The 15,210-nt window shown below is 62.7% G+C and carries 11 protein-coding genes; 3 read left to right on the top strand and 8 right to left on the bottom strand.

The features are described 5' to 3' along the window. From EOA16_RS20820 to EOA16_RS20785, 8 genes are all read right to left on the bottom strand, one after another. Nucleotides 1-792, bottom strand: coding sequence for an ABC transporter permease (locus tag EOA16_RS20820; RefSeq protein ID WP_027037623.1), 792 nt, complete (start codon nucleotides 790-792; stop codon nucleotides 1-3). Then, a complete protein-coding gene (locus EOA16_RS20815) occupies nucleotides 789-1,688 on the bottom strand; it encodes an ABC transporter permease subunit (RefSeq protein ID WP_206517354.1) in 900 nt (299 codons plus the stop codon). The genes EOA16_RS20820 and EOA16_RS20815 overlap by 4 nt, the downstream gene beginning before the upstream one ends. Before the next feature lie 80 nt (nucleotides 1,689-1,768). Beyond that, the gene (locus EOA16_RS20810; protein ID WP_127259948.1) at nucleotides 1,769-2,875 is read right to left on the bottom strand and encodes an ABC transporter substrate-binding protein; all 1,107 of its coding nucleotides are present in this window, start codon (nucleotides 2,873-2,875) and stop codon (nucleotides 1,769-1,771) included. 243 nt (nucleotides 2,876-3,118) lie between these two features. Next, nucleotides 3,119-4,291: an iron-containing alcohol dehydrogenase gene (locus EOA16_RS20805; protein ID WP_127259947.1), complete on the bottom strand. Its 1,173-nt coding sequence runs from the start codon at nucleotides 4,289-4,291 to the stop codon at nucleotides 3,119-3,121. Nucleotides 4,292-4,308: 17 nt separating this feature from the next. Then, the gene (locus EOA16_RS20800) at nucleotides 4,309-5,697 is read right to left on the bottom strand and encodes an aldehyde dehydrogenase family protein (RefSeq protein ID WP_127259946.1); all 1,389 of its coding nucleotides are present in this window, start codon (nucleotides 5,695-5,697) and stop codon (nucleotides 4,309-4,311) included. 137 nt (nucleotides 5,698-5,834) lie between these two features. Then, complete coding sequence (locus tag EOA16_RS20795; RefSeq protein WP_013529682.1) at nucleotides 5,835-7,205, bottom strand: glutamine synthetase family protein; 1,371 nt, start codon at nucleotides 7,203-7,205, stop codon at nucleotides 5,835-5,837. An 87-nt stretch (nucleotides 7,206-7,292) separates the two neighbouring features. Beyond that, nucleotides 7,293-8,849 carry an amino acid permease gene (locus EOA16_RS20790; RefSeq protein WP_127259945.1) on the bottom strand — a complete coding sequence of 519 codons (1,557 nt, stop codon included), beginning with the start codon at nucleotides 8,847-8,849 and terminating at the stop codon, nucleotides 7,293-7,295. A 44-nt stretch (nucleotides 8,850-8,893) separates the two neighbouring features. Continuing rightward, nucleotides 8,894-9,712: an N-formylglutamate amidohydrolase gene (locus tag EOA16_RS20785; protein ID WP_127259944.1), complete on the bottom strand. Its 819-nt coding sequence runs from the start codon at nucleotides 9,710-9,712 to the stop codon at nucleotides 8,894-8,896. A 143-nt stretch (nucleotides 9,713-9,855) separates the two neighbouring features. Here EOA16_RS20785 and EOA16_RS20780 point away from each other — a divergent pair, with 143 nt between their 5' ends. The 3 genes from EOA16_RS20780 to EOA16_RS20770 all read left to right on the top strand — a co-directional run bounded on the left by EOA16_RS20780 (nucleotide 9,856) and on the right by EOA16_RS20770 (nucleotide 15,165). Further along, nucleotides 9,856-10,683, top strand: coding sequence for a MurR/RpiR family transcriptional regulator (locus EOA16_RS20780; protein WP_127259943.1), 828 nt, complete (start codon nucleotides 9,856-9,858; stop codon nucleotides 10,681-10,683). A gap of 193 nt (nucleotides 10,684-10,876) precedes the next feature. Next, nucleotides 10,877-12,037 carry an efflux RND transporter periplasmic adaptor subunit gene (locus EOA16_RS20775; protein WP_127259942.1) on the top strand — a complete coding sequence of 387 codons (1,161 nt, stop codon included), beginning with the start codon at nucleotides 10,877-10,879 and terminating at the stop codon, nucleotides 12,035-12,037. Then, entirely contained in the window at nucleotides 12,034-15,165 is a 3,132-nt protein-coding gene (locus EOA16_RS20770) for an efflux RND transporter permease subunit (protein WP_127259941.1), read from the top strand. The genes EOA16_RS20775 and EOA16_RS20770 overlap by 4 nt, the downstream gene beginning before the upstream one ends. Nucleotides 15,166-15,210 lie beyond the last annotated feature (45 nt).

Genomic DNA, 15,210 nt, shown 5'->3' with positions numbered 1-15,210 from the left:
TCAATTTGGGCGGTTCGCCGATTTCGGCGCGAAGCGGGACAGGATCTGGATCAGCGACATGCAGCCCCAGGTGATGGCGAAGGCGATGATGGCGAGCGCCGCTGGCTCATAGGCGCGGTTGGCGCCGATATTCTGCAGATAGGGGCCGAAGGCCGGCCGGTTGAGCAGGCTGGCCATGGTGAATTCGCCGATGACGATCGCGAAGGTGAGGAAGGCGCCCGAGAGCACCGCGATCAGCACGTTGGGCAGGATGACACGGGTGATGATCGTTCCCCAACCAGCGCCAAGGATCTGTGCAGCTTCCGTCAAGGTGCGCACGTCGATTGTGCGAAGCCCGGTGTCGACGGCGCGATACATATAGGGCAGCGCCAGTGTCGCATAGCCGATGACCAGCAAGGCATTGGTGCCTGTATCGGTCGCCAGGAACGGTAGCGGCGAATTCGACCCGTACATTCTAATGTAGCCGAAGACGATGACGATGGCCGGGATGACCAGCGGCAGCAGGGTAATGAACTCGACGATCGGCCGCAGTTGCGGCAGGCGAAGCCGGATCCAGTAGGCGGCTGGCACCACGATGAGCACACCGAGAATGATGGTGAAGACGGCGGCCAGTACCGAATAGCCGAAGGTGGCCTGGAAACGGGCATCGCCCAACACGACCTTGTAGGCGTCGAAGGAGTACTCCCCGCGCCGCATGCGCATCGAGAACTCCACGGTCGCGATCAGCGGAATGAAAAAGTAGGCCGCGCCAAGAGCGAAGACGAGCCAGGCCCAGAACTTTCCCGACTTCATTTCAGCCACCTCTCGGAACGGGTCCGGAACCAGATGTAGAACACATTGGCAAGACCGGTGATGACGATCATACCGAAGGCGATGGCATAGCCGAGATGGGCATTGTGCAGCACATCTCCACGGATCTGGGCATAGAGCAGGATCGGCACGATGTTGAGCGACGAGCCGGTCAGCGCATACGCGGTGGCGATGGCGCCGAAGGCGTTGGCGAACAACAGGATCACGGTGCCGAGGAAACTCGGCCAGATCACCGGAATGACCACCATCCGCCAGTACTGGGACATGGTCGCGCCCAGCGTCGCGGCTGCCTCGCCCCATTCCTTCTTCAGCCCGTCGATGGCTGGCACGATGATCACCACCATCAGCGGTATCTGGAAATAAACATAGGTCAGTGTCAGGCCCCAGAATGACAGGATGTTGAAGCCATGCGCGTAGATGTTAAGGCCGAACACGGTGTTCAGGATCACCGTCGCAAGGCCGAGGCGGCCGAGCGTGGCGAGGAAGGCAAAGGCCAGCGGCACGCCGGCAAAATTGGAGGCCACGCCGGAAAACGTCAGTGTCGCCGAACGTATCCAGTCCGGCAGGCCACCGCGCACGATGGCGATGGCAATCGCCAGGCCTGCAAAGGCGCCAATCAGCGACGACGCGAGACTGACCTTGATCGAAATCCAGTAGGCGGCAACGATTGACGGTTGCGCCAGCGCCGCGATGTTTTCGAGGGTGAACTCACCGGCATCGTTCTGGAATGCGCCCAGCATCAGATAGAGCGTGGGCAGGATCAGGAACATGATGGCGAAGATGAAGAACGGCGCAACGCCAAGCCACTGCGTCGGCAGCCGCATGCTGCGTGCCTCGGCGGGAGGCGCGGTTTTCCCGGTAACAGCGTGGTCGGACATTGAGAGATCGGTCATGCGCCGGCTACCGTCTTCGAGAAAAGAACCGGGCGGCCGCGAAGCCACCCGGTGGATTTCAACTGTTACTTGACGTTGGCGCCGACAACGGCGTCCCAGTTCTTGGTGATGGCTTCCTTGGCCTTGCCCTGCTCGTCGAGCGTCGGGAACACCGCGGCAGCATAGGACTCAGCCGGCGGCAGCTTGGCCAGCACGTCCGCCGGGATCTTGCCGTTCTTGGCGAGATCGTTGAAGCGGATCGGGTGGCAATAGCCCTTCAGCCAGGCGATCTGGCCTTCGTCGGAGTAGAGGTACTCCAGCCAGAGCTTGGCTGCATTCGGATGCGGCGCATAGGCGCTGATCGCCTGCACATAGACACCGGCGACGACACCGGTCTTCGGCACCACGACGTCGACGGGCGGGTTGCCCTTCAGCGTGTCACGGCCGGCGAGCGCGTTGTAGTCCCAGGTGACGAGGATCGGGGTCTGGCCCTGGGCGAGCGTCGCGGCCTTTCCGATGACCGGCACAAAATTGCCGGCGGCGTTGAGCTTCTTGAAGAAGTCGAGGCCAGCGGTGCCGGCAGCTTCACCAGCAGCCGCACCCGACGACAAGCCAGCGGCGTAGACCGCCTGGATCGCCTGGTTCGACGCGCGCGGATCACCGGCAAGAGCGACCGAGTTGGCGAATTCCGGCTTCAGCAGGTCGGCCCAGTCCTTCGGCGATTCCTTGACCAGATCCTTGTTCACCTGGAAGGAAAGCACGCCGTAATAGTCGCCGGTCCAGAAACCTTCGGCATCCTTGGCGCTATCGGGGATCGAGTCCCAAGTCGACACCTTGTAAGCCTGGATCAGACCATCCTTCTTGGCGGACGGACCGAAGGACAGGCCAACGTCGATGACGTCAGGCGCCTGCGGGCCCTTGTTGTCCTTGTTGGCCTTGATCGCCTCGACCTCGTCGCCGGAGCCGGCATCGGGGTTGAGTTCGTTGATGGTGATTTCCGGATACTTTGCCTTGAAGCCTGCGATGACATCGCCGTAGCCGCACCAATCATGCGGCAGCGCGATGGTGGTGAGCTGGCCTTCGGCCTTGGCGGCCTTGACGAGATCGTCCATCGAATCCGCGGACGAAATCACCGTCGACGCGAAAAGCGCCGCGGCCGAAAGGGAAAGCACTTTCCCCGTGAATTTGAACATGTGTTCTCTCCGTTGAACTGACGCCGTTGGACGCCTGCGATGCGGTATCGTTTTCATGTGACAGCCAGATGAAAGCTTTGTGAAACCGACTGCTCGCAGTGCGAAAAAGTAAACTCTTTTTAACCGGCTGTAGCAATCGCCTGGCGATTCTTTTTCCGGCTAACTAGTTTCTGCCTTGCCCGTCATCCCTCCCCCTTGTTTTTATAGCCTCTTTTCAGATCAATTCCCGGTGCGGAAAACGCCTCAAATCGTGCCGGCGATGGCGTTTTCGAGCAACGTCAGCGCGGCCTTCTTGGTCAGCTTGACGGGGTTGCCGCCGGCGGTCGGATCGACCACCGCCATGTCGGCGATCAGCGCCTTGCGTTTCTTGTCCATGTCGAGCCCCTTGATCAGGCCCGGCAGCGCATGCGGCACCTTCAATTCCTTGCGCAGCTTGATGATCGCCTTGGCGAAGCCGTCGAAACCGCCCTTGATGCCGCAATAGGCGGCGAGCCGGCCAATACGCTCCTCGATGGAGTCGCGATTGAAGGCCAGCACATAAGGCATGAACACCGCATTGGTCATGCCATGATGGGTGTCGTAGAGCGCGCCGACCGGATGCGACAGCGAGTGGATGGCGCCGAGCCCCTTCTGGAACGCGGTGGCGCCCATCGCGGCGGCGCTCATCATATGCGCGCGGGCAACGAGATCCTTGCCGTTGGCAAAGGCCTTCGGCAGGTTCTCGAAGACCAGCCTCACGCCTTCGACAGCGATGCCGTCGGCCATCGGATGGTAGCCCGGCGCGCAATAGGCTTCGAGGCAGTGGGCAAGCGCATCCATGCCGGTCCCGGCGGTGATGAAGCCCGGCATGCCGACCGACAGTTCCGGATCGGCGATGACGATTGCCGGTAAAAGTTTCGGATGGAAGATGACCTTCTTGGTGTGCGTCGCCTCATTGGTGATGACGCCGGCGCGACCAACCTCCGATCCGGTCCCGGCGGTGGTAGGCACGGCGATGATCGGCGCGATCGCATCCGAATTGGCGCGGGTCCACCAGTCGTCGACATCCTCGAAATCCCACACCGGCCGCGTCTGCCCAGCCTGGAAGGCGATCAATTTGCCGAGATCGAGCGCCGAGCCGCCACCGAAGGCGATGACGCCGTCATGCTTGCCCTTCCTATACACGGCGATGCCGGCGGTCAGATTGGACTCGACCGGGTTCGGCCTGACCTCGGAGAATACGCCGTAGGGAACCTTGGCATCGTCGAGGATCTTCAGCGTCGAGGCGACGACCGGCAGTTTCGCCAGGCCCGGATCGGTGACGAACAGCGGCCGCTTGATGCCGGTGGCATCAAGCACCTCGGGCAATTCCTTGATGCGCCCGGCGCCGAAGCGGACGGTGGTGGGGTAGTTCCATTTGGAGATCAGCTTGGACATTTTTGTCTTTCAATAAATCAGATGGCTTCGCGCAGGTGGAAAGATTTCGGCCGGGTCAGATTGTCATAGCCGATGGCCGACAGCCCCGCACCCTTGCCGGTGTCCTTGACCCCGGTCCAGACCAAGGCCGGGTCGAGATAGTCGCAGCGGTTCATGAACACCGTGCCGGTCTCGACGCGGTTGCCGATCGCCACCGCATGGTCGGTATCGCGCGTCCAGATCGAAGCGGTCAGCCCGTAGGGGCTGTCGTTCATCAGCGCGATCGCCTCTTCGTCGCTGCGCACCTTCATGATGCCGACGATCGGGCCAAAGCTCTCCTCGCGCATCACGCTCATCTGATGATCGACATTGGTCAGCACCTCCGGCGCCAGATAGGGCGACCCGGCCCTGTCGTTAGCCACCTTCATGTTGATGTGCGCCTTGGCGCCCTTGCGCAGCGCCTCGGCCTTCTGTTCGCGGATCAGGTCGGCGAAGCGCGCCTGCGCCATCGGCCCCATCGTCGTCGCCTGGTCAAGCGGATTGCCGACGACATAGTTCTTGGTCTCGGCGATGAAGCCTTCGACGAATTCGTCATAGACCTTTTCGTGCACGTAGACGCGTTCGATGCCGCAGCAGCACTGGCCGGAATTGTAGAAGGCGCCGTCGACCAGATTGGCGACTGCATGATCCATCTTGGCGTCGGGCAGCACATAGGCCGGATCCTTGCCGCCAAGTTCGAGCCCGAGCGTCATGAAGGTGCCCGCCGCCGCCTTTTCGATCGCGCGGCCGCCGCCGACCGAACCGGTGAAGTTGACGTGGTCGATCTTGCCCGAACCGAGCAGTTTTTCGGTCTGGGCGTGGTTCAGCACGATATTCTGGAACACACCCTTCGGCAGACCGGCCTTGTCGAAAGCCTGCTGAAAGCGCTCGCCGACCAGCAGCGTCTGCGCCGCGTGCTTGAGGATGACGGCGTTGCCTGCCATCAACGCCGGCACGATGGTGTTGACGGCGGTGAGATAGGGATAATTCCACGGCGCGATCACCATGACGACGCCGAGCGGGTCCTTTTTCACATAGCGGCGGAAGCCGTCCTTCGGGTTGGAGGCCGGCACCGACTTGAGCGCCTGCTCTGCGATCTCGACCATGTAGTTGGTGCGTTCCTTGACCCCGCCGAACTCGCCGCCATAGCGCACCGGCCGCCCCATCTGCCAGGCAATCTCCGGCACGATCTCATCGGTCATCGCGACCAGCGCTTCGAGCATGGCGAGCATGTACTTGCCGCGCTCGACGATCGGCGTCAGCGCCCATTTCTCCTGCGCCGCCTTGGCGCGTTCCACCGCGGCATTGACCGCCTGGTCTGTTGCCACGGGCCGCTCGGCATAGATCGAGCCATCGACGGGGGTAATGAGTTTGACCGTCTCGGTCATTTTGTAAGTCCTCGTATTCTAAATCACAAATCGTATGGGCTGGCGTTGCCCCTTCATCCGCCTGCCGGTACCCCTCTCCCCGTTCTTGAGGGGAGAGGGTAAGGGTGAGGGTGAGGGGCGGCGCGAACGGTCGATAACTAGTACCGCTCGAACCCTCTGTGCAGTTCCCAGTCCGTGATGCGGCGGTCGTATTCGAACTGCTCCCACTTCGCGGTGTGGACATAGTGTTCGAGCACATCCTCGCCGAGCGCCTGCTTGAGCATCTTCGACTTCGCCAGCGTGTCGGTGGCATCGCGCAGCGTCTTCGGGATCTCCGGCAGGCGGGATGCCTGATAGGCATCGCCTACAAACGGCTTCTGCAATTCCAGCTTCTCGTCGATGCCGGCAAGGCCGGCGGCGATCAGCGCTGCGAAAGCAAGATACGGGTTCAGGTCGGCGCCGCCGATGCGGCATTCCATGCGGATGCCCTTGGTGCCCTCGCCGCACAGGCGGAAGCCGGCGGTGCGGTTGTCCTCGCTCCACATGATCTTGGTCGGCGCGAAGGTGCCAGCCTGGAAGCGCTTGTAGGAGTTGATGTAGGGCGCCAGGAACCAGGTGAACTCCTTGGCGTATTTGAGCTGGCCGGCGGCCCATTGCTGGCCAAGTGTCGACAGCGTCCAGTCGGCCTTTTTGTCGAAGAACAACGGTGTCTTGCCGTCGGCGCTCCACAGCGAATTGTGGATGTGGCTGGAATTGCCGGCGAGCCCGTAATTATACTTGGACATGAACGAAATCGCCTTGCCCTCGGACTCGGCGATCTCCTTGGCGCCGTTCTTCAGGATGACGTGGCGGTCGGCCATGTCGAGCGCCTCGGCATAGCGCACATTGATCTCTTCCTGGCCCGGACCCCACTCGCCCTTGGAGTTTTCGATCGGAATGCCGGCCGCTTCCATCTCATTGCGAAGCCGGCGCATGACGCCTTCTTCCTTGGTGGTGATGCCGATCTGATAGTCGCCGATATAGGGCGACGCGGTGTCGAGACCCTGCCAGTGCTTCTTGCGCGCGGAATCATAGGTCTCGTTGAACAGATAGAATTCGAGCTCGGAAGCGAAATAGCCGATATAGCCGCGCTCGCTCAGCCGCTTGACCTGCTTCTTCAAGATGGCGCGCGGCGAGTGCGGCAGGTCGTCATGGGTGTGGTGGTCGAGCACGTCGCAGATCACGAGTGCGGTCTTTTCCAGCCAGGGAATGCGCCGCAGCGTGGCGAGATCCGGCTTCATGACAAAGTCGCCATAGCCCTTCGACCAGCTCGCCGCCTTGTAGCCGGGCACCGGTTCCATATCGATGTCGGCGGCCAGCAGATAGTTGCAGCCATGCGTTTCGTCATGCGCGGAATCGACGAAGTACTGCGCCAGGAAGCGTTTTCCCGCCAGCCGTCCCTGCATGTCGACGATGCAGGCCAGCACCGTGTCGATCTCACCGCTGGAGACCGCCTTCTTCAACTGATCGAACGAGAAATTTCCGGCCATTCCTTTGGCACTCCAGCGCTTGGGCTTTGAATGAGTTGAACGAAACCATGGCCGGCACGATGCCGGCCATGGCCGTGATGGTTGGTGTCAGTGGCCGGTTTCGCCGACGGCCTGTTCGGCCGCCTTGATGGCCGCCTGACGCGCTGCGATGATGTCGCCAAGCGGCGGCCCCTGGAAGCGACGCTTCTCGAAGCCGAACCAGACGATCGCCGTCAGGATGAAGAAGCCGACGGTGATGTAGAGCGCCCAGTCATTCGGCGGCTGAATGCCGATGATAAAGATCAGGATCATCGACACGATCGACAGGAAGGCGAACAGCATGAACACGCCGCGTCCCATGTTCCATGGACCCATCTTGTCCCACTTCGGCGTGCCCCAGGCCAGCATGCCGAGCACGATCGGCACGGTGAAGGACAGGAACAGGAAGATGACGGTGCAGGACACGACGATGGTGTAGGCCGAGGTGCCGGCGACCGAAACCAGCGTCGACCCCCAGACGAACAGCACCGACAGGATCGAGGCCGTCCAGATCGCCGCCACCGGCGTGCGGTAGGTCGGGCTGACCTTGGCGAGTGCCGCCGAACCCGGCAGGCCGCCGTCACGCGAGAAGGCGAAGATCATGCGCGAGGCAGACGTCACCGTGGCGAGACCGCACAGCAGCTGCGCGATGAACACGACGAGGTAGACGAACTCCTTGATGCCGGGGCTGACGCGCTGGTCGAAGGCCCAGAAGAACACGTTCCAGCCTTGCTTGGCGGCGTCATCCATGTTCGGGATCATCAGCACGAAAGCAGCGAGGAACAGGTAGCCGAAGACCGCCGACCAGATCACCGACATGACCATGGCGCGCGGCACGGAAGAAGCCGCCTTGATGGTTTCCTCCGAGGTATGCGCGGAAGCGTCATAGCCGGTGATCGTATAGATCGGCAGCAACAGACCGAGCGCGAACACCCAGGCATTCGACACCGCCGGCCAGACGCCGCCGCCGGCATCGCCGGAGTAATTGTGGAACGTGAAGAGACGGCTGAAATCCCAGGTCTCGGCGGAGATCAGGCAGACGACGGCAATCAGGATCGCGCCAAAGAAGATCAGATATCCCGAAAAGTCGGTCAGCTTGGCCGTCAGCTTGATGCCGAGATGGTTGATCAGCGCCTGGGCGCCGGTGATGATGACCAGGAAGATCATCTGGTTGGTCAGCGTGCCTTCAATGCCGAGCGTCGGCCCGAAGGCGCCTATGAAGAACGTCCAGGTGCCGACATTGATGGCGCCGAGCACGGTGATCAGGCCGAGCAGGTTGAGCCATGCGGTGACCCAGCCGGTGCCGCGGTTGCCGAGGATCGAACCCCAGTGGTAGAGGCCGCCGGCCGTCGGATAGGCCGAGCTGATCTGCGACATGGCGACCGCGAAGGTCAGCGAGACGAAGCAACCGACCAGCCAGCCGATGCCGATGCCGATGCCGCCGGCGCCGGAGGTGCCTTGCGCCAGCGAATTGATGCCGCCCGACAGGATGCAGATGATCGAGAAGGAAACGGCGAAATTCGAAAAGCGACTGAGGCGCCGCTCCAGTTCCTGGGCATAGCCCATGCTGTGGAGGTGCTTTACGTCCTCCGCCTTGTCAACTTCAGTATAACCCGGTGCTGCCATTTTAGTGTCCCCTGTTGGTTCTCGGGTCGGGATGACATCCCGCCCTAGCTAGCCGATTGAACTGACTTTCCGACTGAATGCGATCTGGAATATCCGGCCTCCTCTGGCTCCAGATCCGAAAAAATACCCGTGAGCAGATCCGCCCATTTCCGCTGCCCGGTCTCGCCGGCGATTTCGTCGTTGCGGATTTCGATCATCGCGCAGGGCAGGCCGCGCGAGCGCGCATGCCGTTCCAGCGTGAAATAGACGCGGTCGGCAGGTGAATACGGCTCGTTGACGCCGACGGTGACGCCGGCAAGCCGCTTCAGCGCCGATATCAGCGGCGCCGCCAGCCGGCGATCCTCGTCATGGATGATGCCGATATGCCAGGGCCGGTTTTTGGACTTGTAGACCGGCGTGAAGGAATGGACCGAAACCAGCCGCGTTTCCTGACCGTGCGACAGCCTGTTTTCGATGATATCTGCAATCGTGTCATGGAAAGGCTGCCATGACAGCGCAACACGCGCGGCACGCTCACTTTCAGACAGGCCGGTATTGCCCGGTATGGCTGTTGTCTCACTGACCGGCGGTACCAGATCGGGCGCATCGAGCGGCCTGTTGCAGTCGACGACGAGGCGCGAAATGCGGGTTTCGACCAGCGTCGCGTCGAGCGCCTGCGCCATGCGGCGGGCAACCGGCAGCGCGCCGGGATCCCAGGCAATGTGGCGCGACAGGTCCTCGACGGCAAGGCCGAGCGTGCCGAATTCGGCGGGCAGGAAGTTCGAGGCGTGATCGCAGGTCAGCACGAAAGGGCTTGATCCGCCGGGGTTCGTCACCCTTACGGTATCAGACGATGCAAGGCTGGCGGGCCGTGCTTTCTCCATACTCTGCCGTCCCCGGGGAGCGCTGTATCGTATGTTACGTATTTTGCCTCATTGCGTCCCTGTGGATGATTTCATACAGTTTGTCCGGCTTTGTCAAATGCGATCTCGGAAAAGACCATCGACAGAGCCAGGGTGGGGAAAAGATGATTTCCAGCATTGCCGAATTGATAGCCGACCGCATCGGTACCATGCCGGCCAGCGAACGGCGCGCAGCCCAGACGCTGATCGCCAACTATCCGATGATCGGCCTGAAAACTGTTGCTGAATTTTCGGCCGCGGCGGGCGTCTCCTCACCGACAATCCTGCGTTTCGTCGCCCGGCTGGGCTTTCAGAACTATCCGGAGTTCCAGTCGAGCCTGCAGGACGAACTGGCGGCGCAACTGCAATCGCCGGCGACAAGGACGCTCAATCCGCCCTCGCCCGGCGGTGGGACGGTGTCGCCGATGCTGGAAGCGACGCTTGACAATATGCGCGAGACGTTCAGGCACCTGTCCGATAAGCAGCTTGCCGACATCGCCGCCCGGCTAGCGGACCGGCGCGGCAAGACCTTCCTGATCGGCGGTCGCTTCACCGATCCGCTGGCGCGCTACATGGCCGCCCACCTCGCCATCATCCAGCCGGATGTCTTTCACCTCGCCGGGCAGGAAAGCATGTGGCGTGACCGGCTGATCGACATGGGCAAGCGCGACGTGCTGGTGATTTTCGACATCAGGCGCTACCAGGACAGCCTCCTCCGCTTCGCCGAAAAGGCGCATCAGCGTGGCGTCCAGATCGTGCTGTTCACCGACCAGTGGCTATCGCCGATCGCCCGCTTTGCTCGCCATGTTATCGCCGGACGAACCGCGGTGCCGTCGGCATGGGACTCATCGGCTGCCCTTTTCGTCGTCGCCGAAACGCTGATCGGCGCCGTCACCAGGCAGCTGGAAGCAGAAGGCGCCAAACGCATTCGCGAGATGGAAAGTCTGCGTTAGTGCATGTGCGATGATCCAAAGCGTTACGCATATTTTCTCAAACGTTACATATATTTAATGTGCGCGGCCCCCGGAGAGTTGTCATAAAGACGCGATATCGAGGCGGCTTCTTTGCCTTACAATAGCCTCGCTGCGTCTGCTTCTTCTAGGGAAACCGGTAGACGGAAGGATTGTTTTACCAACCGGAGTGCTGATGGCCGCCTGGAAACAGATACTTTTTGCACTCGTGGTGCTGGTGGTGGCGGCAGTCGCCTGGCTGCGCTTTTATCCCGGCGCACCCGACGTGCTGGCACGTTGGGGCATCGACTGGGCCTACGCGGCAACGCCCCCGGCTGCAAGCGGCGCCGCGAACGCGAGGCAGGCAGAGGGCCACAACGGCAACCAGCGGGTGAACGTGGTCGCCCTAGCGGCCACTTCGGCTGTCATCAACGACCGCCTGCAGGCGATCGGCACCGGCCGTGCCAACGCCTCGGTGACCGTCAATCCCTACAGCTCCGGCCGCCTCGCCGAACTGCTGGTCGAATCCGGCAGCCATGTCGATAAGGGACAGATCCTCGCCACCCTCGATTCCGAGACCGAGGTGATCTCTCAGGACCGTGCCAAGCTCGCCTTGCAGGATGCGCAATCCAAGCTCGACCGCGTCAAGTCGCTTCGTGCCTCCAATGCCGCGACCCCGGTGGCCGTGGCTGACGCCGAGGTGGTGCTGGCGGGCGCCAAGCTGGCGCTTCAGGATGCGGAACTTGCACTGCAGCGCCGGTCGATTCTGGCGCCGATCGCCGGCACCGTCGGCATCCTGCCGATCTCGGCCGGCAATTATGTCACCAACCAGTCGGCCATCGCCACGCTCGACGACCGGTCCTCTATCCTGCTCGACTTCCTGGTGCCCGAGCGCTTCGCCGCCGCCGTCAAGGTCGGTGCGCAATTGACGGCGACGCCGATCGCCAATCCCAGCAACGCCTACAGCGGCACCGTTTCGGCTATCGACAACCACATCGACGAAAAGAGCCGCACCCTGCTGGTCAAGGCCAAGATCGCCAACCCGGCCGATTCGCTGCGTGCCGGCATGTCGTTCGGCATCACCATGAAATTCCCGGGGCAGACCTATCCAGCCGTCAGTCCGTTGGCGATCCTGTGGGGTTCGGACGGCGCCTATGTCTGGCAGATCGAGAATGGCAAGGCCAGGCGGGTGCCGGTGCGCATCATCCAGCGCAACACCGAGACCGTACTGATCGACGCCGAGATCGACAGCGGCGACATGGTGGTCACCGAAGGCACCCAGAGCGTCAGCGAGGGCGGCGCGGTCCGCCTTGCCGGCGAAGAGCAGCGCGCGGTGGACGCGGCCCAAGGCTCATGACCGGAACCATCAACGCCGCCAGCGATACCGGCTTCACCGCGCTGTTCATCCGCAGGCCGGTTATGGCCTTCGTGCTCAACACGCTGATCGCGGTCGCCGGCCTGGCCGCCTTCTACGGCGTCGAAATCCGCGAACTGCCGGACGTCGATCGCGCGGTCGTCACTGTTTCCACCACCTTCGAGGGCGCGGCAGCCGAGACCGTCGACCGTGAACTGACCGACACGATCGAGGGCGCCGTCGCCCGCGTCTCAGGCGTCAAGTCGATCTCGTCGTCTTCCTCGTTCGGCTCGAGCCGCGTCACCATCGAGTTCAACGACGGCGTCGATCTGAATGTCGCCGCGTCGGACGTGCGTGACGCCGTCGGCCGCGTCGCCAACCAGATGCCGGACACCGCCGATCCGCCGCGCATCGTCAAGGCCGACGCCAATTCCGACGCGGTGATGCGACTGGCGGTGACCTCGGACAACATGTCGATCCAGGACATGACCGTGGTGGTCCAGGACCAGATCGAGGACGAGCTGGCCGCCGTGCCCGGCGTTGCCGACGTCCAGGTCTATGGCGACCGCGACAAGATCTTTCGCATCGATGTCGACCAGAACAAGCTGGCCAGCCTCGGCTTCACGGTTGCCGACCTCAGGGCCGCCCTTGCCTCGGTCGCCTTCGATTCCCCCGCCGGTTCGATCACCACGACCAACCAGGACCTGATTGTCCGCACGACTGCCGACGTGACCACGCCTGAAGAGTTCGAAAACATCATTGTCGGCGGCACGACGCGCATTCGCGACGTCGCCACCGTCACGCTCGGCCCCGACGTCGGCCAGACCACGCTGCGCTCGGACGGCAAGACCGGCATCGGCATCGGCATCATCCGCCAGGCGGAATCGAACACGCTGGACATCTCGACCGGCGTCCAGGCCGCCGTCGCCAAGCTGCAGGAAAACCTGCCCAAAGGCATGTCGATCAAGATCACCAGCGACGACGCCGTCTTCGTCAAGGGGGCAGTGCACGAGGTCGAGATCGCGCTCGGCCTGTCCGTGACAATGGTGCTGATCGTCATCTATGTGTTTCTCCTCGACTGGCGCGCGACGCTGATCCCCGGCCTGTCGATGCCGGTCGCCATGATCGGCACCATCGCCGCCATCTACCTGGCCGGCTTCTCGGTCAACATCCTGACCCTGCTCGCTCTGGTGCTGGCGACCGGACTGGTCGTCGACGACGCCATCGTCGTGCTCGAAAACATCGTGCGACGACGCAACGAAGGCATGGGACCGCGTGCTGCCGCCGTGCTTGGCGCGCAGGAAGTGTTCTTTGCCGTCATCGCCACCACCTTGACGCTGGTCGCCGTCTTCGTGCCGATCTCGTTCCTGCCCGGCCAGACCGGCGGCCTGTTCCGAGAATTCGGCTTCGTGCTTGCCATGTCGGTCCTATTGTCCTGCGTGGTGGCGCTGACGCTGTGCCCGATGCTCGCCTCGCGCATGCTGACCAGCGCATCGCTCCACCACGAAGGTGGCCATGGCATCGGCGCCCGCATCGGCGGCGCGCTCAATACGGCCTACAAGCGCGGCCTGCACGCCTGCCTCAACGCGCCATGGATCGTCCTTCTGGTCGCGGTGCTGTTTGCCGGCACCGCCTTTACGCTGTTCGGTACCATCCGCCAGGAGCTGACGCCGACAGAGGACCGCGCTGCCGTGCTGCTGCGCATCAGCGCCCCGCAAGGTGTCAGCCTCGACTACACGACGCAGCAGATGCAGAAGATCGAGAGACTGATCCAGCCCATGCGCGATTCCGGCGAGATCCGCAGCACTTTCGAAAATGCCGGCCAGAACGGCTCCTACAACTCCGGCTTCATGGTGATGACGCTGGCGCCGTGGAACGAGCGCAGCCGCAGCCAGCAGGAGATCATGGCCGAGATCAGCCGGCTGACCAGGCAGGTGCCGAGCGTGCGCATCTTCCCGGTGCAGCCCAACAGCCTCGGCATCCGTGGCGCCGGCAACGGCTTGCAATTCGCGCTGGTCGGCAACGACCGCAAGGCGCTCGGCGAAGCGGCGGTGAAGATCATCGCCGAGATGCAGAAGGACCCGCGCTTCCAGACACCGCGCCTGTCGATCGACCCGACGCAGCCGCAGCTTGCCGTGGCCATCGACCGCGAGCGCGCCTCCGACCTCGGCATCGACATATCAGGACTGGCCAACACGTTGCAGGCCATGCTCGACGGCAACGACGTCGTCGACGTCTACATCGCCGACCGCAGCTATGGCGTGAAGCTGGTCTCGACCACCAATCCGATCAACGATCCGACGGATCTGGAAAACATCTTCCTGAAAACATCAGACGGACGTTTCGTGCCGATGTCGACCATCGCCACGCTGACCGAACGTGCCGTGCCGCCATCGCTGTCGCGCGAACAGCAGCAGCCCTCGGTGGCGATCACCTCCAACCTCAGTGGCGACTTCGCGCTCGGCGATGCGTTCACCCGCGCCGAGCAAATCGCCACGCCGCTGCTGCCTGCGGGCAGCCGCATCCTGCCGCTGGCCGAGGCGGCGACGCTGGGCGAGACCAACAGCGCCATGGTCACCATTTTCGGCTTCGCGCTGGTCATCATCCTTTTGGTGCTGGCCGCCCAGTTCGAAAGTTTTGTCAGTGCCGTCATCATCATGGCGACGGTGCCGCTCGGGCTGGCCTGCGCGATCTTCGCGCTTCTGCTTTCGGGCACCAGTCTCAACGCCTACAGCCAGATCGGCCTGGTGCTTTTGGTTGGCGTCATGGCCAAGAACGGCATCCTGATCGTCGAATTCGCCAACCAGCTGCGCGATCGCGGGCTTGGCGTGCGCGAGGCGATCGAGCAGGCCTCGATCATACGCGTGCGGCCGGTGATGATGACGATGATCTGCACCGTGCTCGGCGGCCTGCCGCTGGTGCTGGCGAGCGGCGCCGGTGCCGAGGCGCGCGTCGCGCTCGGCTGGGTCATCGTCGGCGGCCTGGGGCTGGCCACCGTCTCGACGCTGTTCCTGACGCCGGTCGCCTATCTCCTGCTTGGCCGCTTCGTCACGCCGAAGACCCATGAGGAAGCGCGACTGAAGCGCGAGTTGGAGGAAGCCGCCTACACCAATGTGGAACCGGCGGAATAGAGAAATTCCAGGAAAAGTGTGTAGCGGTCTTCCGTCCGGAATTTC

The organism is Mesorhizobium sp. M7A.F.Ca.US.008.03.1.1, from assembly GCF_003997495.1.
GTDB lineage: Bacteria > Pseudomonadota > Alphaproteobacteria > Rhizobiales > Rhizobiaceae > Mesorhizobium.
This window is presented reverse-complemented; position numbering and strand designations above follow the sequence as displayed.